Origin of the sequence: Zobellella aerophila (assembly GCF_039539325.1) — a bacterium.
GTDB classification, from domain to species: Bacteria; Pseudomonadota; Gammaproteobacteria; order Enterobacterales; family Aeromonadaceae; genus Oceanimonas; species Oceanimonas aerophila.
The window spans coordinates 1-18263 of record NZ_BAABCX010000004.1 but is presented as its reverse complement, the minus strand read 5'-3'; the positions used below and the strand labels follow the sequence as shown (position 1 = coordinate 18263).

Here is an 18263-nt window from a genome sequence, read left to right as displayed (position 1 = left end):
GCTAAGGTCAATTGCCCTTAGACAGCAATCAAAGAGGCGCGGCCTTGACCGCGCCCATCCAATTACCAGCGATAGTGTGCGAACGCTTTGTTTGCTTCGGCCATACGGTGCACGTCTTCACGCTTCTTAACCGCAGAGCCTTTGTTTTCAGCCGCATCCAGCAGCTCGCCAGCCAAACGCTGAGCCATAGATTTTTCACCACGCTTACGGGCGGCGTCTACCAACCAGCGCATGGCCAGGGCATTACGACGCACGGGGCGTACTTCAACCGGCACCTGGTAGGTAGAACCACCCACCCGGCGGGATTTAACTTCAACAGTAGGACGAACATTGTCCAGTGCCGCCTCGAACAGGGCAAGATGCTCTTTGCTGGTTTTTTCAGCAACGATATCCAGGGCACCGTATACGATATGTTCTGAAGTAGACTTCTTACCGTCTACCATTACTACGTTTACGAACTTGGCCAGCAGCTCAGATCCGAACTTGGGATCCGGCAGGATTTTACGCTGGCCGATTACGCGACGTCTTGGCATTGCAAACTCTCCGTAACTTCAGGAATAACCCAAAACAAAAGGTTAAAAATTAAATATGTTTGGCCTTACTTAACGGAGAACCATTAAGCCTTGGGCTTCTTGGCGCCGTACTTGGAACGGGCCTGGCGACGAGCGGATACACCGGAAGTGTCCAGCGCGCCGCGCACGGTGTGATAACGCACACCGGGCAAATCTTTAACACGACCACCGCGGATCAGCACGACGGAGTGCTCTTGCAGGTTGTGGCCTTCACCACCAATGTAGGAGTTAACCTCGAAACCATTGGTCAGACGAACACGGCACACTTTACGCATTGCGGAGTTCGGCTTCTTGGGGGTGGTAGTGTAAACGCGAGTACATACACCGCGCTTTTGCGGGCAAGCTTCCAGCGCCGGAACGTTGCTTTTTGCAACGTTCTTCTCGCGTGGCTTGCGTACCAGCTGGTTAATTGTTGCCATTAACAGCTCCTGAAAAATGTCGTTCTACAGTTGTGAAAAATCTATCCCCAAAACAGGGACGCAAAATTCTATTCCCACCCCGTTTATGAGTCAAGAATTATACAGTTTACTGGCCTTAGTTTTGGTAAAAGGGAGGCTACCACGCCTGGGGACTGCCTTTTTCCACTATCAGGTACACCAGATCCGCCATGGCCACTGGCTGACCCAGCTGACCTTCCAGGCCTCGCGCCACCAAATCGTCTTGCATGACATACAAGCCCCCCCTGTCAGCCAGGGAGGCCAGTTGCCGCTGCCAGTCAGGCAAGGTGACGGCGATCACCGCATCCTGCCATAATAGTAGCTGATCTCCCGTTGCCATATAACGCAAACATTGCGCCAGATTGTAATGGCTCAGGGGCGAGTGTTTAACGGTGTGCAACATACGGTTCTCAAAAGGTCAGTCGTACATTAAAGTCGGCCAGGCGGGCCACCAGCTCATCACGAGACAAGGGTTGCACGGCAATATTCAGCCGGGAGACATTCAGGCCCCTCTCGGCCAGCGACTCGGCACAGACATAGACGGACTCAATATCGTACAGCTCGAACAAACCGAAGGTGGCGGTATAGTTACGAGCCAACAGGGCGGCGGGATCCTGCCCCTCCAGCAACTGATAGACACCGTCACCGATAAAAAACACCGCCAGCGCCTCGGTCAGTGCCGAGGCTGCCAGCACCGCATCCAGGCCTTCTCGTCCGCTGGCGCTGCCATGGGGGGAGGTCCGAAACACAAAAGCCGGTTTATTCATCAGAACTGTACCACCCGATCTGCGGTCAACATCGCCTGGGCCAGGGAGCCCAAACCACTAAGCCGAAAAGGCGCCTTGACATTGAAGGCGGTCAGGTTCGCCTGTCGGGCCGAATCCTCATCCACCTGGCCGCGCCTGAGGGCGGCGGCGACACACAGCTCCAGGCTGAGCTCCTGTTCATTGGCCAATGCTACCCAGGCTTGATGCAGGTCGGTTTCATCGCTGGCGGGAAGGGAGAAACTGTTACCGTTGTGAACCCCTTCCTGATAGAAGAAGATGCTAATGATGCGATGACCCTGAGCCAGCAGGGCACGGGCAAAACGATAGGCATCAGTGGCCGACTGGGTGCCATAGCAGGGGCCGGTAACCAATAAGGCAAAACGTAAACCTGGCATCATTTCTGCCCTTACATACCTGTGGTGGACTCATGGCAAGATGGAGACCGGGGTTCCGATACCGGGTAGCTCCCCGGCCTCCCTAAGCCTAGGCAGCCTTAATCGATATAGGCGACGGCTTCGACTTCTACCAGCACGTCTTTAGGCAGACGGGCCACTTCCACACAGGAGCGAGCCGGGGCACCTGCGACAAAATAGCTGGCATAGACTTCGTTGAAAGCCAGGAAGTTATTCATATCGGACAGGAAACAGGTGGTTTTCAGTACCTTGCCGGCATCGGCACCAGCTTCGGCCAGCACCGCCATCAGGTTGTCCATTACCTGTTTGGTCTGAGCTTCAATACCGCCTTCTACGATATCCATGGTAGTCGGGTCCAGCGGGATCTGGCCTGAGGTAAAGATCATGTTGCCCAGGCGGGTGGCTTGCACATAAGGTCCGATGGCAGCAGGGGCCTTGTCGGTCGCAATTACAGTTTTAGTCATGGGTACTCCTGGTTAGGCGATGTCATCTTCATCGCGTTTTTTTTGTCGAATATAAAGATAAACGGTGTGTTTGGATATATTAAGCTTGTCCGACACCATGGCGATGGCGTCCTTGATATCGAAGATCCCCTTCTCAAAAAGACTGATGACAATCTGTTTGTTTTTAGCGTTATTGGCCACATCCGGGTCGGCATTAATTTCATCTATGGTGCGCTCGACCGTCAGGGTCACCAGTTCTTCTACATTATTGCTGAAGTTTTCCAGCGAGTTGTCTGACACTTCAACCGGTTTGGGTAAAAAGTCGGCCATAAACTCATGGAAGGGAGCGGCTAAATCCAGGTTAATACACAGCAGCCCGATAATCTGCCCATCCAGGTTGCGCACGGCCAGGGTGCTCGACTTCATCGGCCCCCCCAGACGCCCCTGGGTAAAATGAGCGGGGCTATGGCTCAGCTGCTGTTGCTCCAGCTGGGGCAAAATACGTAATGCCTGATCGGTGAGCGCTGCCCCGGCGGCACGGCCGCTCCCAGCGCCATTGGCTATCTTAATCACCGAATCATCCAGATCCTCCAGGGTATGCAGCACTATCTCACAATGCTTGCCAAACATGTCGGCCAGGCCATCCACCAGATCGGCATAGGCCGCCAGCAGCTGACGATCCTGCTGGGTGAATTGTTTCTTACACTTGAATTGTTCGGTTAACAAGGCTGCCCCACTTTCATCCGGCATTACTGGCTCCCTATGCCTGTCTTTCCCCTTGATTTTCAATTGATCATGTCAGATGTCAACTTTTTTTGAGGATAGCCAAACCGGCGCGAGGCTCGCATGGGCAAAATATCCGGCAGGCAATAACCTTACCCCCTGGGGCCATTTTCAATACTGACAATGATCCCATTCCTGATGGTGACTATCTGCATAAACCGATAGCGGCCAAAGTAATAGGTCCAACGTTCTCCATCCGGTTCCCGATACCAGCGACCATACCGGTTATGGTAATGGTGATAGGCCACTTCCCGTACCAGGGGTTCACCACAATACAGGATCAACAGGGCAATGGGATCACCGTCGGTGATCAGCCGGTTATTACAGCGCATGCTGTCTGCCTGTACCGGGGCCAGCCACAGACACAACACCAATCCCAACCACCAATGACGCATGACCACCTCCCTGCCCTAAGGATAGTTTGCCCCCGGGTTGGATCGGCGCCATCGATGCAATAAAAAACCGCCCGTAGGCGGTTTATGACACCATAACAATATAACAATGCTCATCAGGCGCGCAGGGATTTTTCGCCGCGAGAGACACCACAAACCCCACTACGGACCACTTCCACCACTTCCGTGGTATCGGCCATATTACGGATAAAGGCATCCAGCTTATCGCTGGTGCCCACCAGCTGAACCGTGTACAGCTGAGGGGTGACATCCACTATCTGGCCACGGAAGATATCGGCGGTACGCTTGACCTCATCCCGGTTGGCACCATCGGCGCGTACCTTGACTAGCACGATTTCCCGCTCGATATGCTCACCATCGGTCAGATCACTGACCTTGAGCACATCCACCAATTTGTTCAGCTGCTTGGTGATCTGTTCTATCACCCGGTCGTTGCCCATGGTGACTATGGTCATCCGGGACAGGGTGGGATCTTCAGTCGGCGCCACCGTCAGGGTTTCTATGTTATAGGCCCGCTGGGAGAACAACCCGACCACGCGGCTCAGAGCACCGGACTCGTTTTCCAATAACAGGGATATAATACGCCGCATCAGGTTCTCTCCGTATTGCTTAACCACATTTCATCCATGGCGCCGGTTTTAATCTGCATGGGGAACACATGCTCTTCCGGATCGATCATGATATCCATAAACACCAGCTTGTCCGTCAGGGAGAAGCACTTCTCCATGGCGGCCTCCAGTTCGGCCGGATCCGAGACCCGGATCCCAACATGACCATAGGCCTCGGCCAGTTTGACGAAGTCGGGCAGGGAGTCCATATAGGAATGGCTCTGGCGTCCTTCGTAGAACATCTTCTGCCACTGTTTCACCATGCCCAGGGCATGGTTGTTCAGGGAGATGATCTTCACCGGTATGTTGTATTGCATACAGGTGGACAGCTCCTGGATATTCATCTGGATGGAACCATCACCGGTCACACAGATGGACACCGCATCGGGCCGGGCCAGTTGGGCACCCATGGCCGCAGGCAGGCCAAAACCCATGGTGCCCAGGCCGCCGGAGTTGATCCACTGGCGGGGCTTGTCGAAGGGATAGTAAAGTGCCGCAAACATCTGGTGCTGCCCCACATCCGAGCTGACAATGGCCTCGCCCTTGGTGATCCGGTACATGGTCTCGATGACCTGCTGGGGCTTGATGTATTTATCGCTTTTTTCGTAGCGCAAGCACTGGCGCGCACGCCATTGCTCGATTTGCACCCACCAATCCTCCAAGGCCTGTACATCAGGCTTGAGTCCCAGCTCGCGGATGGTTTCCAGCATCTGCGCCAATACCGTATCGGCCGAGCCAACGATCGGAATATGGGCCTTGATGGTCTTGGAGATAGAGGTCGGATCCACATCCACATGGACGATGGTGGCATGGGGACAAAATTTGGCCACGTTGTTGGTTACCCGATCGTCGAAACGGGCACCGATGGCCAGGATCATATCGGAGTTGTGCATGGTCTTGTTAGCTTCGTAAGTACCATGCATACCCAGCATACCGATAAACTGCTTGTGGGTACCGGGCATGGAGCCCAGTCCCATCAGGGTATTGGTCACCGGCAGGTTGAACAGCTCCGCCAGTTGAATGACCAGCGCACTGGCTTCGGCGGTGACGGCACCACCACCCACATACATCACCGGGCGTTTGGCCTCGGCCAAGGCCTTCATTGCTTTTTTTATCTGCCCCTTATGACCCACCCCGGTCGGATTGTAGGAACGCATCTCTACCGAGCTGGGATAAACGTAGGGGTGTTTTTCCTTCGGATTCTGTACGTCTTTGGGCAGATCCACCACCACGGGGCCGGGGCGGCCGGTCGCGGCAATGTAATAGGCTTTTTTAATGGCCAGCGGTATATCCGAGGCTTTCTTGCACAGGAAACTGTGCTTCACGATAGGCCTGGAGATACCTATCATGTCGGTTTCCTGGAAGGCGTCATCGCCGATGTAGTCGGTCGGTACCTGGCCGGAGAGCACCACCATTGGAATGGAGTCCATATAGGCGGTGGCGATACCTGTGATACAGTTGGTGGCTCCGGGGCCCGAGGTCACCAGCACCGTGCCGACCTTGCCGGTAGAGCGGGTATAGCCATCGGCCATATGTACGGCGGCCTGCTCATGGCGCACCAGTACATGTTCAATCTTGCTGTTTTCAAATAAGGCGTCATAGATATCAAGCACTGAGCCACCGGGATAGCCGAAAATATGCTCGATTCCCTGATCTTCCAGCGCTCTCACTACCATTTCTGCGCCTGACAACATCTCCATGATAAGCCCTCCAGGCTCTGTGCACTCACGTTCCGCTACTGTTGGTCAAATTTAAACGGCTTTAGCCCAACTAGTGCCAAAGCTGCCTAATAACACCAAAATAGCCAATTTTTATCTTTATTAAACAACCACTTCTACTTTCATAACTAACAAGTAGAAAAAGCACCTTAACCTGCTTTATACCGGTTGTCTACGGCTTTATTTACTGCTAATAACGCCAAAGCCAGCTGATTCAACTGTTTTACCCCCATACCCACGGGAACAAAACAGAAACAATCACTATAAAACAGTTTTAGGCTCTTATTTTTATCTAAACTCTGGAAGGTTTATAGCACAGATCCTTGGAAAACAAGCAGGCCAATCCGGTTTATCTCAATAGGCCACCGCATTGCATATCACCATCGGGTACCAGCTCATGCAAACGTTCATCAGCCCACTCCGAAAACAACACCTGCCGCCACAGCTGACGAGCCAATGTAGCCAGCGATACCGGCTGTCCAGCGAGTAGCCAGTGCATCAGCGCACCCGCTACCCGGGGATAGTGAACCCGGGGGAGCTGTGTCCGGGACTTGGCCGGCAGAGGGGCAAAAGGCTCGGACAAGCGCGTCAGCCTGGTCGCCAGCTCAAGTTCCACCAGCAGGCGGGAATGACAGGAAACCAGAGCATGTCTCTGACCCAACAGGGTTAAACCGATACCGCGATGAAGGGCCTCGGCCACCACACTTAGCTGCCCCTCGCTGAGTACGGCGCGGCTTCGACTGAGTGCCGTCGGCCAGTGCTGCCAGGGCAGCAGGGTCAAGGCACCGATGTGGCGGATCGCGTTCACCTCCGGATGACAACAAACCTTAGGGCCGCCGGCAGCCTGGTGGCGAATTATCTGTTCCAGGGGCTGTTGGGGTAATGCCAGACAAATATCATAGTCAACCCGCCGCTCTTCACTCACCGTATCCAGCAAGGGCGGCAACACGGAGCGGCCAAAATGAAACCAGTCCAGGCCGATAACCTCGATACCGGCCCGGCGGAGCAAGCTGCCTTTGTTGCCCTGGGCAAACATAAACACCGGGCTTGAGGTAAACAATTTCAGCCTGAGCGCCAGGCCGCTGCTGCCCGCAAATACCAGCTGGTAATCCTGCTGACGCAGGCGCGTACGCATGGATAGGGTGGACAACGTCAGCCCGCTCAACGGAGCCACGCCATCCCCCCCGGTGCAAACCACTTCCAGCTCGCCTCCCAGTGACTGCAACGCCACCGCCAGCATCCTTGCATAGTGCTGGGAGACATGGTCCCCGGCACCAATAAAATACAAAATCTTCATGGGTCACTGATCCTTGTCATACAAGACGATGAGCCAGTCTGGCCCAGACCGATGACAAGATGATGAAGAACAAGAATATTTAGCCCCCTTTGGTAAAATAAAAAGGGGTAGAGCAATACCCCCACCCCAACCCACCAACACAGAACCAAACACCAAAAAAAACACAAAAAACAAAAAATAAATTCAAACAAAAACAAATAATCAGCATATGAAACAACATAACCGGAGGCTAGGCTTGACTTTGTAAGTTGACAGGCCCTAAGTTTCTCGCTATTGGTATAGCGTTGTTGACGGATTCTTTTTTCGGTGATGAGTGCTATGCAAAAAACCATTCAGCTACTACTACTAACTCTCATTGTGCACAGGCGCACGGGTCAGGCGTAGCTGGGATTCATCACCCACATACTTCAAGTTAAAACCCGTGCCATCCGCACGGGTTTTTTATATCTGTCGCGGGCGGCAAAGATCCAAACAAGGGGAAGCGACATGTCAGATCAAGTCATTATTTTCGATACTACCTTAAGAGACGGTGAACAGGCCCTGTCTGCCAGTTTGACAGTAAAAGAAAAGCTGCAAATCGCCCTGGCCTTGGAACGTCTCGGGGTGGATGTGATGGAAGTCGGCTTCCCCATCTCTTCGCCGGGGGATTTTGAGTCTGTCCAGACCATAGCCCGTCATATCAAGAACAGCCGGGTCTGTGCCCTGTCCCGCGCGCTCAAGGCGGATATCGACGCCGCCGGCGAAGCGCTCAGGGTCGCGGATCAGTTCCGCATCCACACCTTTATCTCCACCTCGGATATCCATGTGCAGAGCAAGCTGCGCAAAGACTTCGGCTCCGTGCTGGACATGAGCGTCGCCGCGGTCAAACATGCGCGCGGTTACACGGACGATGTGGAGTTTTCCTGTGAAGATGCGGGCCGCACCCCCATCGATAACCTGTGCCGCATGGTAGAGGCGGTGATCAAGGCCGGCGCCACTACGGTCAATATTCCCGATACCGTCGGTTACACCGTGCCCAGCGAGTTTGGCGGCATCATCCAGGCCTTGTTTAACCGGGTACCTAATATCGACAAAGCCATTATCTCGGTCCATTGCCATGACGATCTGGGCATGTCGGTGGCCAACTCCATCGCGGCCGTGCAGCAAGGAGCCCGTCAGATCGAATGTACCATCAATGGCATCGGCGAACGGGCCGGTAACTGTTCACTCGAAGAAGTGGCGATGATCATGAAAACCAGGGGCGAATTACTCGGGGTGCATACTAATATCAAGCACCAGGAAATCTATCGTACCAGCCAGCTGGTCCGTAACCTGTGCAACATGCCGGTACAGCCCAACAAGGCCATCGTCGGTGCCAATGCCTTCTCTCACTCTTCCGGTATTCACCAGGATGGGGTATTGAAGAACAAGAATACCTACGAGATCATCACCCCGGAAAGCATTGGCCTGCCCAAAAACCAGCTGAACCTGACCTCCCGCTCCGGCCGTCATGTGATCAAACACCGCATGACCGAGATGGGCTACAGCGAGCAGGACTATGATCTCGATACCCTTTATACCAGCTTCCTGGCACTGGCCGACCGCAAGGGCCAGGTTTTCGATTATGATCTGGAAGCCCTGCTGTTCTTCAGCCAGATCCACGAAGAACCAGAGCAGTTCAAGCTCAAGTACCTGAGTGTGCAGTCTGGCAGTGATGTGATGTCCACCGCCAGCGTGCGCATGACTGTCGGCGGCGAGACGGTCAACGAAGCCGCCGTCGGTAATGGTCCTGTCGATGCGGTCTATCAGTGCATCAACCGGGTCACGGGTTATGACATCCGCATCGACAAGTACGAACTCAAGAGCAAGGGCGAAGGCAAAGATGCCCTCGGCCAGGTCGATATCGTCGCCGAATACAAGGGCCGTAAGTTCCACGGCATGGGTCTGGCAACCGACATCGTCGAATCGTCCGCCCAGGCGCTGGTCCATGTGATTAACAGCATCTGGCGGGCCGAGCAGGTGGCCGAGAAAAAAGAGCAAATACAAAACAAGATACGAATGGAGACAGTGTGAGTATGACTGCAAGTTATAAGGTGGCGGTGCTGCCCGGAGACGGCATAGGCCCCGAAGTGATGGCAGAAGCCCTGAAAGTATTGGACAAGGCACAGGCCGAGTTCGGTTTCAGCCTGGAACTGAGCCACCATGATGTAGGCGGCATCGCCATCGATAACCATGGCTCGCCGCTGCCGGCGGCGACCCTGGCCGGCTGTGAAGCCGCCGATGCCATCCTGTTCGGTTCGGTGGGGGGGCCCAAGTGGGAAAAACTGCCCCCCAACGAACAGCCGGAGCGTGGCGCCCTGCTGCCTCTGCGCGGTCATTTCAAGCTGTTCTGCAATATGCGTCCGGCCCGCATCTACCAAGGCCTGGAGTCCTTTTCACCACTGCGCGCCGATATCAGCGCCCGCGGTTTCGATATCGTCTGCATGCGCGAACTGACCGGCGGCATCTACTTCGGCCAGCCCAAGGGGCGCGAAGGCTCCGGCCCCCAGGAGAAGGCCTTCGATACCGAGATCTATCACCGCTTCGAGATCGAACGCATCGCCCGCCTTGCCTTCGAGGCTGCTCGCGGTCGTCGCGGCATTGTTACCTCGGTAGACAAAGCCAACGTACTGCAGGCCTCCATCCTGTGGCGTGAGGTGGTTATCGAAGTAGCCAAAGACTATCCGGATGTGACCCTCAACCATATCTATATCGATAATGCCACCATGCAGCTGATCAAGGATCCGTCCCAGTTTGACGTGCTGCTGTGCTCCAACCTGTTCGGTGACATCATCTCCGACGAAATGGCGATGATCACCGGCTCCATGGGCCTGCTGCCTTCCGTCAGCCTGAATGAAAAAGGCTTCGGCCTGTACGAACCGGCCGGCGGCACGGCCCCGGATATCGCCGGCAAAGGCATTGCCAACCCCATCGCCCAGATCCTGTCGGCGGCACTCATGCTGCGCTACAGCTTCAAGCAGGAAGAGGCCGCCCAGGCGATCGAGCGCGCCGTCAGTGAAGCCCTCGCCGCCGGCTACTTTACCGGTGACCTGCACAGTGAAAAAGCCGAACATCCGGTGCAATCCACCAGTCAAATGGGTGAGCAGATAGTCACTCGCATCAGGAGGGCAAACTAATGTCCAGCACCTTATATGAAAAAGTCTTCACGGCGCACCTGGTGCGCGATGTCGCCGGTGAAACCCCGCTGATTTATATCGACCGCCACCTGGTGCATGAAGTCACCTCCCCGCAGGCCTTTGACGGCCTGCGGGAAAAAGGCCGCAAGCTGCACCGACCGGACCGGACCTGGGCCACCATGGACCATAACGTGTCCACCCAGACCAACGACATCGCCGCCTCCGGTGAGATGGCCCGCATCCAGATGGAAACCCTGGCCAAGAACTGCGAAGAATTCGGCGTGCCCCTGTATGACCTGCACCACAAATACCAGGGCATAGTCCACGTCATAGGTCCCGAGCTGGGGCTGACCCTGCCCGGCAGCACCATCGTCTGTGGTGACTCCCATACCGCCACCCATGGTGCCTTCGGTGCCCTGGCCTTCGGTATAGGCACCTCGGAAGTGGAACATGTGATGGCCACCCAGACCCTCAAGCAGGGCCGGGCCAAAACCATGAAGATCGAGATCAGCGGCGAACTCAAGCCGGGGATCAGTGCCAAGGATCTGGTGCTGGCGATCATCGGCAAGGTCGGCCATGCCGGCGGTACCGGTTACGTGGTCGAATTCTGTGGCAGCGCCATCGAGTCCCTGTCGATGGAGGCCCGCATGACCATCTGTAACATGGCCATCGAGCTAGGTGCCAAGGCGGGCATGGTCGCCCCCGACCAGACCACCATCGATTACCTCGAAGGTAAGCCTTTCGCGCCTACCGGCAAGGACTGGGACGAGGCGGTCAGCTACTGGCATACCCTCAAATCCGATGCCGATGCCAAATTCGACGCCGTGGTGGAATTAAACGGCTCCGAGATAGCGCCGCAGGTCACCTGGGGCACCAACCCGGGCCAGGTGATGGCCATCGACGACACCATACCGGCGCCGGAAGACTTTACCGATCCGGTCGAACGCCAGTCCGCCGCCAAGGCCCTGCAATATATGGCTCTGGAAGCGGGCAAGAAACTGACCGAGGTGACCATCGACAAAGTCTTTATCGGCTCCTGCACCAACAGCCGGATTGAAGACTTGCGTATCGCCGCCGCCATTGCCAAGGGTCGCAAGGTCGCCGCCGGGGTACAGGCCCTGGTGGTGCCGGGCTCACAGCAGGTCAAGGCCCAGGCGGAAGCCGAGGGCCTGGATAAAATCTTTACCGAAGCCGGCTTCGAGTGGCGTCTGCCCGGTTGCTCCATGTGCCTAGCCATGAACAATGATCGGCTGGCACCGGGCGAGCGCTGCGCCGCCACCAGCAACCGTAACTTTGAAGGCCGCCAAGGCCGGGGTGGCCGCACCCATCTGGTGAGCCCGGCGATGGCCGCCGCCGCCGCCGTGTTTGGTCACTTTGTCGATATTCGGGATTTATAAGGGGTTTTACATGAGCGGATTCAAGCAATTAACAGGTATCGCCGCCCCCCTGGACGCGGCCAACGTAGACACGGATCAGATCATCCCTAAGCAGTTTCTGCAGAAGGTGACCCGTTCTGGCTTTGGCAAGCACCTGTTCCATGACTCGCGTTTTCTGGACGATGCCGGCCTGCAGCCCAACCCGGACTTTGTGCTCAACCAAGCCCCTTACGAGCGGGCCTGTATTCTGCTTACCCGGGAAAACTTCGGCTGTGGTTCCAGCCGTGAACATGCGCCCTGGGCGCTGGCCGATTTCGGCCTCAAGGCCATTATCGCCCCCAGCTTTGCCGATATCTTCTACGGCAATGCCATCAATAACGGCATGGTACCGGTTCGGCTCACCGAAGCTGAGGTAGATACCCTGTTTGCCTATCTAACCGCCAACAGGGGCGCCGAGGTAACCGTGGATCTGGAAGCCCAGCAGGTACGCGCCGGCGAGCACTGCTTCTCCTTCGAGATTGACGAGTTCCGTCGTTACTGCCTGCTCAATGGCCTGGACAGCATCGGCCTGACCCTGCAACACAAGGATCAGATCGATACTTATGAGGCCAACCAGCCCGGCTGGCTGTAAGCCAGGCTGACTTGAAAACGCCGGCGTGATGCCGGCGTTTTCTTATCTGGATCATCTCCAACAAACTTATACCAATCACATTAAAGATTGGAGCTATTTCATTATCACTAAGACTCCGGACAAGGGGCCAACTCTGCCGACTCGCTATGAATACATCTCTGTACGCTATCGGTTTCATCCCTGAAACAGAAGGTCGGCGAAGCAGATCCCATTGTCCTCCTTGAAGCGCCGATATCGCCTGTTTGTGCCGCCAACAGTCACCTCGAGATTCAAAAAGAGGTAATAGGGAACGCCTCAGCCGACCGTTACATGCCAGGGCCGGAAAATGCTCCTGCCGTTCCGGCATTCCCGCCACCCCTGGCGCTCAGATGGCATGCCCGAGCTTACATGAATGTACTTGCAGCGTGTCGGAGGAGGCGTCCCTCTCTCCTCTTAGCTACGAAATCACAACGTTGACCAGATGCTTAACCCGATCGGTATTATCTTGTTGAAAAGAGGCTGGTCTGAGTTGGCAAAGCTCTCTACAATAGCGCCTATTCTCAAACGGGGTGCGGTTAACCGCTGAGAGCATTCTCGTATCCTGCCCGCTTTATGCTGGCACTGGCATTTGAGTACATGGCCACCCCGGTCAACCAGGAGTGACCATATGAAAAAAAACCTGCTCGCCCTTTCCCTGCCGTTGCTGATCTCCAGCCAGGCCATGGCTGCGGAGCCCACCCTGACCGTCTATACCTACGGCTCATTTGCATCCGATTGGGGCCCCGGCCCTGCCATCAAGAAGAGCTTTGAAGCCGAATGTGGTTGTCAGCTGGAGTTTGTCGCCCTGGACGACGGTGTCTCCATCCTCAATCGCCTGCGCCTCGAAGGTGGCGACACCCGGGCCGACCTGGTGCTGGGGCTCGACAACAACCTGCTGCAGGCCGCCAAGGAAACCGGACTGCTCTCCGAGCATAAAGTTGAACTGGATGGCATACGGCTGCCCGGCGGTTGGAATGACAGCGTGTTTGTGCCCTTCGACTACGGTTATTTCGCCTTTATCTATGATGCCGACAAGCTGGACACACCGCCAACCAGCTTTGCCGAGTTACTGGAACGGGACGACCTGAGCCTGCTCTATCAAGATCCCCGTACCAGTACCCCGGGCTTGGGCCTGCTGCTGTGGGTGCAACAGTTGTATGCTGAACGGGCGTCCGACATCTGGCAAAACCTGGCTAAACGCACCGTGTCGGTGACCAAGGGCTGGAGCGAAGCCTACGGCATGTTCCTGGAAGGCGAGGCGGACCTGGTGCTGTCTTACACCACTTCACCTGCCTATCACATCGAAGCGGAACAGAAGACGCAATACCGGGCCGCCGGCTTCAGTGAGGGCCACTACCTGCAGGTGGAAGTTGCCGCCAAGGTGAAAACCAGCCAGCAGCCGGAACTGGCCGACCGCTTCCTGCAATTTATGGTCGGTCCCGGTTTCCAACAGCACATCGCCACCGGTAACTGGATGTACCCGGTGATCGACACCCCACTGCCCGCCAGCTTCGATAAGCTGGTACAGCCCGCCAGCAGCCTGAGCTTCAGTGCGGAAGAAGTCGCCGAGCACCGCCAGGCCTGGGTACGCCAGTGGCTTAACAGCGTCGCCCGCTGATGCCCGCCCGCTGGTGGTGGCTACCGGGTGCCGTTAGCCTGAGTCTGATCCTGCTATTGATAACAGGGCCCATTGGGGCCCTTTTGGTTCAGGTGCCCACATTTACCTTCACCGATTTGCTGGCCGACAGCTACCTGCGTCACGTGCTCTGGTTCAGCTTCTACCAGGCAGGGCTTTCAACCCTGTTGAGCCTGGCACTGGCCATTCCCCTGGCGCGCACCCTGTCCCGACGGCGCTTTCCCGGGCGAGACCTGCTGGTCAAGCTGTTTGGTTTATCCCTGGTCCTGCCGGCCATACTGGCGGTGTTTGGTATAGTGGCCGTCCATGGCCGCCAGGGTTGGGTAAACCAGCTATTGATGGCGCTGGGGTTCGAACCCTTCGGCTACCTCTACGGTTTGAACGGCATACTGCTGGCCCATATCTTTTTCAATATGCCACTGGCGGCCCGCATCCTGCTGCAGTCGCTGGAAGCGATTCCCGATACCAGCTGGCGCCTGGCCAGCCAGCTCGGCTTTCGCTCCCATCATTTATTCCGCTGGCTGGAATGGCCGGCGATGCGTACCGCCCTGCCCGCACTTGCCAGCCTGATTTTCCTGCTCTGCTTTACCAGTTTCGCCACCGTGATGGCATTGGGAGGCGGCCCCAGGTCTACCACCCTGGAGGTTGCCATCTATCAGGCACTGCGCTTTGATTTCGATCTGCCGCTGGCGGGAGGACTGGCCCTATTGCAGCTGGTTTTCTGCGGTATGTTTTTACTGTTACAGCATGGGTTGTCCAGGCCCGTTCAAGCCGCCGCCCCCGGGCGGCCTCGGCCTGACAGGCCGGATCGGCATCATCTGAGCACCCGCCTGATGGATGCCTCGGTTATGTTGCTCTGCCTGAGCCTGTTTTTACCGCCTCTGCTGGCGATTGTCGTGGCTGGCATCAATCCCCAGTTATGGCCGGTGCTTTTGTCCGGCGAGCTGTGGCGGGCCACCTTAAGCTCGCTGAAAATCGCCCTGGGGGCAGGCATGCTCTCTGTATTCTTTACCCTCGGCCTGTTAAGCAGCAGCCGTTATGTTCGGCTACACCTGAAGCAAACCGGGGCCGCCGCCCTGATGGAGTCCCTGGGCTCCATCATTCTGGTAATGCCCGCGGTGGTGCTGTCGACCGGGCTCTTTATCCTGTTGCGGGGGCTGGTCGATGTCTTCAGCCTCGGGACTGTCTTGGTGTTGTTGGTGAATGCACTGATGGCACTGCCTTATGCATTACGCACCCTGCTGCTGCCAATGGAGCAGGTTGCCCGGCAGCATGACCGGCTCTGCGCCAGCCTGGGCATCACAGGACTGGCCCGCATCTACCGGGTGGAGTGGCCGCTGTTGCGCAAGCCGATTGCCCTGGCCCTGGCCCTGGCGATGATGCTGTCGGTCGGCGATCTAAGCGCCATTGCCCTGTTTGGCAGCCAGCACCTGCAAACCCTGCCCTGGCTGCTTTATCAGCAGCTGGGCAATTACCAGATGACTCAGGCCGCCGCCACCGCCCTGGTGTTGCTGCTCTTGAGCCTGGGGCTTTTTATCCTGATTGAACGGGTATTGGGAGGTAAGCATGCTAGAACTCGATAAACTCGCCAGCCGCTATCCGGAGCAAAGCCTGTGTTTCACCCTGCAGATAAGCTCTGGGCAGATCACCGCCCTGATCGGCCCCAGTGGCGCCGGTAAATCCACCTTGTTGTCCATGGTCGCCGGCTTCGCCAAGGTCGAGTCGGGCACCCTGACCTTTAATGGCCTCAGCCTCCTGGGACTTCCCCCAGCCGAGCGTCCCATCACTACCCTGTTTCAGGACAATAACCTGTTCTGGCATATGAGCGTCTACCAGAATATTGCCATTGGCCTGTCGCCGTCACTCAGGCTCACCTCGGACCAGCAAAGCCAGGTACAGCAGGCCGCCGAACAGGTAGGGCTGGCGGCATTATTGGCGCGCAAACCGGATACCCTGTCGGGGGGACAACAACAAAGGGTGGGGCTGGCACGCAGCCTGGCGCGGCGCAAGCCGGTATTGTTACTGGATGAGCCCTTCTCCGCCCTGGATCCCGCCTTGCGTTTTGAGTTGCTGGGGTTGCTGCGTCAGCAGACGGATGCTCTGGGGCTGGCCGTCCTGCTGGTTACCCACCACCCGGAGGAAGCGGTCAGGGTGGCCGACAACATCGCCTTCGTACACAATGGCGGCATTGTGGAAACCGGCGGCAGGGAACTGTTGTCAGCCCCCCGCACGGAGGAGTTTAAAGCCTATCTGGGACGTTAGAGGTTTTCCTCGGCAAACGAGGCCAGCCGGCTACGCACCACGCCATTCAGATAGATATTGGCGCTGCCTTCGAAGTCTTTGAAACGCTCCACTATATAGGTCAGCCCGGAGGTCACCGGGGTCAGGTAACTGGAATCAATTTGAGCCAGGTTGCCCGAACACACCAGCTTGGTGCCTTCACCACAACGGGTAATGATGGTCTTCAGCTGGGAGGCGGTCAGGTTTTGGCACTCATCTAACAGCACAAAGGTATTCTGGATACTGCGTCCGCGCATAAAGTTGACGGATTTAAACTGGATATTGGCCTTGCCCATGATGTAGCTGAGCGAGCCGTCCATGCACTCATCCTGTTTGTGCAGCACCTCCAGGGTATCGGTAATGGCAGCCAGCCAGGGCGCCATCTTTTCTTCTTCGGTACCGGGCAGAAAACCAATGCTCTCGGCAATTTCCGGGGTGTTACGGGTGACTATTACCCGGTCGTATATCCCCTTTTCAATGGTCATCTCCAGCGCCGAAGCCATCGCCAGCAGGGTCTTGCCGCAACCTGCCGGGCCGGTCAGTATCACCAGTTCGATATGGGGATCCATCAAGGCATCCAGTGCCATCGCCTGGTAGATATTCTTAGGCTGGATACCCCAGGCCTTGCGACCCATCATCCGTTCCCGCCCCAGGTCTACGAAACGTACCTTGTCGTTTTCCCGGCTCAGCACCCGGCCGGCAAAATCGTCACCATCATCGATCAGATACTGGTTGGTATGGGCTCCCGGCAGCAGCTCGTCGGCCACCATATGAATCACCTCACGACCGTGGGTCTCACTCTCGCATTCACCCACCTTGTCCCAGAAGCTGTCGTTAATATGATTAAACCCCTTGGAGAGCAGGCGAATATCGTCGATCAGCTGATCGGAACGATAATCTTCCACATGCTCCAGTCCGGCCCCTTTGGCCTTGAGTCGCATATTGATGTCTTTGGTCACCAGTACCGCCATCCCCTCGGCATTATGTTTTTGCAGATAGAGGGCGGTATTGATGATGCGGTTGTCCGCTTCATCATCGGTAAACATCGAGTAACCTTCCGGCAGGTGCCGGTCGGAAATAATGGCGATGGAGCCAGAAGCCTCATCATCTTTCAGGCCCAGCGGGACCCCTGCGATAATCTGCTCGGGGGTGGCATCATGAAAAATATCTTCCAGGGTGCGGATGGCGACGCGGGCATCACGGCTGACATCTTTTTGCCTGTCTTTGATCCGGTCAAGCTCTTCCAGGACCGTCATCGGAATAACGACATTGTGTTCCTTGAAGGAGTAGATAGAGAGGGGTTCGTGCAGGAGTACGTTGGTATCCAAAATAAAGCGCTTACGGTCATTGCCGTCCATAGGCATTCTCCCCGGGCTAAGCCCCTGTGTTGTTCATCGGCTTTATCAGTTACACCACGTCAAGGTGATAGCGAGATGACTGCTTTATTACATTTAACCTAAAACGCTTTTGCTCAATCGGCAAGCGTTTGTTTTGTCAGGACGACTTTGAGCTAGCAGAACCCCCTCGTAATCATCAGACCAGACAAGGTTATGATGATATTCAACATCAACAGGAGACGAAAAGGGTGAGCGGCAGAAACGCAAAAAAGCCCTTCACATCGGTGAAGGGCTTTTCAATTGGGTGCCTGGCAGTGACCTACTTTCACATGGCAGCTGCCACACTATCATCGGCGCGGGTGCGTTTCACTTCTGAGTT

General features: G+C 56.2%; 19 protein-coding genes. 7 read left to right on the top strand and 12 right to left on the bottom strand.

Annotation, left to right across the window (positions count from 1 at the left end):
- Positions 1-62 precede the first annotated feature (62 nt).
- The 11 genes from rpsG to ABD806_RS13615 form a co-directional block, all read right to left on the bottom strand.
- Positions 63-533 carry a 30S ribosomal protein S7 gene (gene rpsG, locus ABD806_RS13665; RefSeq protein ID WP_116475231.1) on the bottom strand — a complete coding sequence of 157 codons (471 nt, stop codon included), beginning with the start codon at positions 531-533 and terminating at the stop codon, positions 63-65.
- 83 nt (positions 534-616) lie between these two features.
- Entirely contained in the window at positions 617-991 is a 375-nt protein-coding gene (gene rpsL, locus ABD806_RS13660) for a 30S ribosomal protein S12 (protein ID WP_344958939.1), read from the bottom strand.
- A gap of 136 nt (positions 992-1127) precedes the next feature.
- On the bottom strand, positions 1128-1412 hold the full coding sequence (gene tusB / locus ABD806_RS13655; protein WP_344958937.1) for a sulfurtransferase complex subunit TusB: 285 nt from the start codon (positions 1410-1412) through the stop codon (positions 1128-1130).
- Positions 1413-1419: 7 nt separating this feature from the next.
- A complete protein-coding gene (gene tusC / locus ABD806_RS13650) occupies positions 1420-1776 on the bottom strand; it encodes a sulfurtransferase complex subunit TusC (RefSeq protein WP_344958935.1) in 357 nt (118 codons plus the stop codon).
- A complete protein-coding gene (gene tusD, locus ABD806_RS13645; RefSeq protein WP_425583137.1) occupies positions 1776-2174 on the bottom strand; it encodes a sulfurtransferase complex subunit TusD in 399 nt (132 codons plus the stop codon). Before tusD ends, tusC begins: the two co-directional genes overlap by 1 nt.
- Positions 2175-2269: 95 nt before the next feature.
- Positions 2270-2653, bottom strand: coding sequence for a RidA family protein (locus ABD806_RS13640; RefSeq protein ID WP_344958933.1), 384 nt, complete (start codon positions 2651-2653; stop codon positions 2270-2272).
- Between the two features lie 12 nt (positions 2654-2665).
- Positions 2666-3382, bottom strand: a complete 717-nt coding sequence (locus ABD806_RS13635) for a helix-turn-helix transcriptional regulator (protein WP_344958931.1) — start codon at positions 3380-3382, stop codon at positions 2666-2668.
- A 125-nt stretch (positions 3383-3507) separates the two neighbouring features.
- Positions 3508-3810 carry a DUF2845 domain-containing protein gene (locus ABD806_RS13630; protein WP_344958929.1) on the bottom strand — a complete coding sequence of 101 codons (303 nt, stop codon included), beginning with the start codon at positions 3808-3810 and terminating at the stop codon, positions 3508-3510.
- A gap of 113 nt (positions 3811-3923) precedes the next feature.
- Positions 3924-4418, bottom strand: a complete 495-nt coding sequence (ilvN, locus tag ABD806_RS13625; protein ID WP_344958927.1) for an acetolactate synthase small subunit — start codon at positions 4416-4418, stop codon at positions 3924-3926.
- Entirely contained in the window at positions 4418-6136 is a 1719-nt protein-coding gene (locus ABD806_RS13620; RefSeq protein WP_344958925.1) for an acetolactate synthase 3 large subunit, read from the bottom strand. Before ABD806_RS13620 ends, ilvN begins: the two co-directional genes overlap by 1 nt.
- A gap of 367 nt (positions 6137-6503) precedes the next feature.
- Entirely contained in the window at positions 6504-7451 is a 948-nt protein-coding gene (locus ABD806_RS13615) for a hypothetical protein (protein WP_344958923.1), read from the bottom strand.
- Positions 7452-7937: 486 nt separating this feature from the next.
- Here ABD806_RS13615 and leuA point away from each other — a divergent pair, with 486 nt between their 5' ends.
- From leuA to thiQ, 7 genes are all read left to right on the top strand, one after another.
- Positions 7938-9503, top strand: coding sequence for a 2-isopropylmalate synthase (leuA, locus tag ABD806_RS13610; RefSeq protein ID WP_344958921.1), 1566 nt, complete (start codon positions 7938-7940; stop codon positions 9501-9503).
- Between the two features lie 2 nt (positions 9504-9505).
- Positions 9506-10606, top strand: coding sequence for a 3-isopropylmalate dehydrogenase (gene leuB, locus ABD806_RS13605; protein WP_344958919.1), 1101 nt, complete (start codon positions 9506-9508; stop codon positions 10604-10606).
- A complete protein-coding gene (gene leuC, locus ABD806_RS13600; protein ID WP_344958917.1) occupies positions 10606-12003 on the top strand; it encodes a 3-isopropylmalate dehydratase large subunit in 1398 nt (465 codons plus the stop codon). Before leuB ends, leuC begins: the two co-directional genes overlap by 1 nt.
- Before the next feature lie 10 nt (positions 12004-12013).
- A complete protein-coding gene (gene leuD, locus ABD806_RS13595; protein WP_344958915.1) occupies positions 12014-12613 on the top strand; it encodes a 3-isopropylmalate dehydratase small subunit in 600 nt (199 codons plus the stop codon).
- 646 nt (positions 12614-13259) lie between these two features.
- Positions 13260-14249, top strand: coding sequence for a thiamine ABC transporter substrate binding subunit (gene thiB / locus ABD806_RS13590; RefSeq protein ID WP_344958913.1), 990 nt, complete (start codon positions 13260-13262; stop codon positions 14247-14249).
- Complete coding sequence (gene thiP, locus ABD806_RS13585; RefSeq protein WP_344958911.1) at positions 14249-15850, top strand: thiamine/thiamine pyrophosphate ABC transporter permease; 1602 nt, start codon at positions 14249-14251, stop codon at positions 15848-15850. The genes thiB and thiP overlap by 1 nt, the downstream gene beginning before the upstream one ends.
- Positions 15834-16529, top strand: a complete 696-nt coding sequence (gene thiQ / locus ABD806_RS13580) for a thiamine ABC transporter ATP-binding protein (protein ID WP_344958909.1) — start codon at positions 15834-15836, stop codon at positions 16527-16529. The genes thiP and thiQ overlap by 17 nt, the downstream gene beginning before the upstream one ends.
- On the opposite strand, the gene ABD806_RS13575 is transcribed toward thiQ, so the two are convergent.
- On the bottom strand, positions 16526-17905 hold the full coding sequence (locus ABD806_RS13575) for a PhoH family protein (protein WP_344958907.1): 1380 nt from the start codon (positions 17903-17905) through the stop codon (positions 16526-16528). The two genes, thiQ and ABD806_RS13575, sit on opposite strands and share 4 nt — an antisense overlap.
- Positions 17906-18263 lie beyond the last annotated feature (358 nt).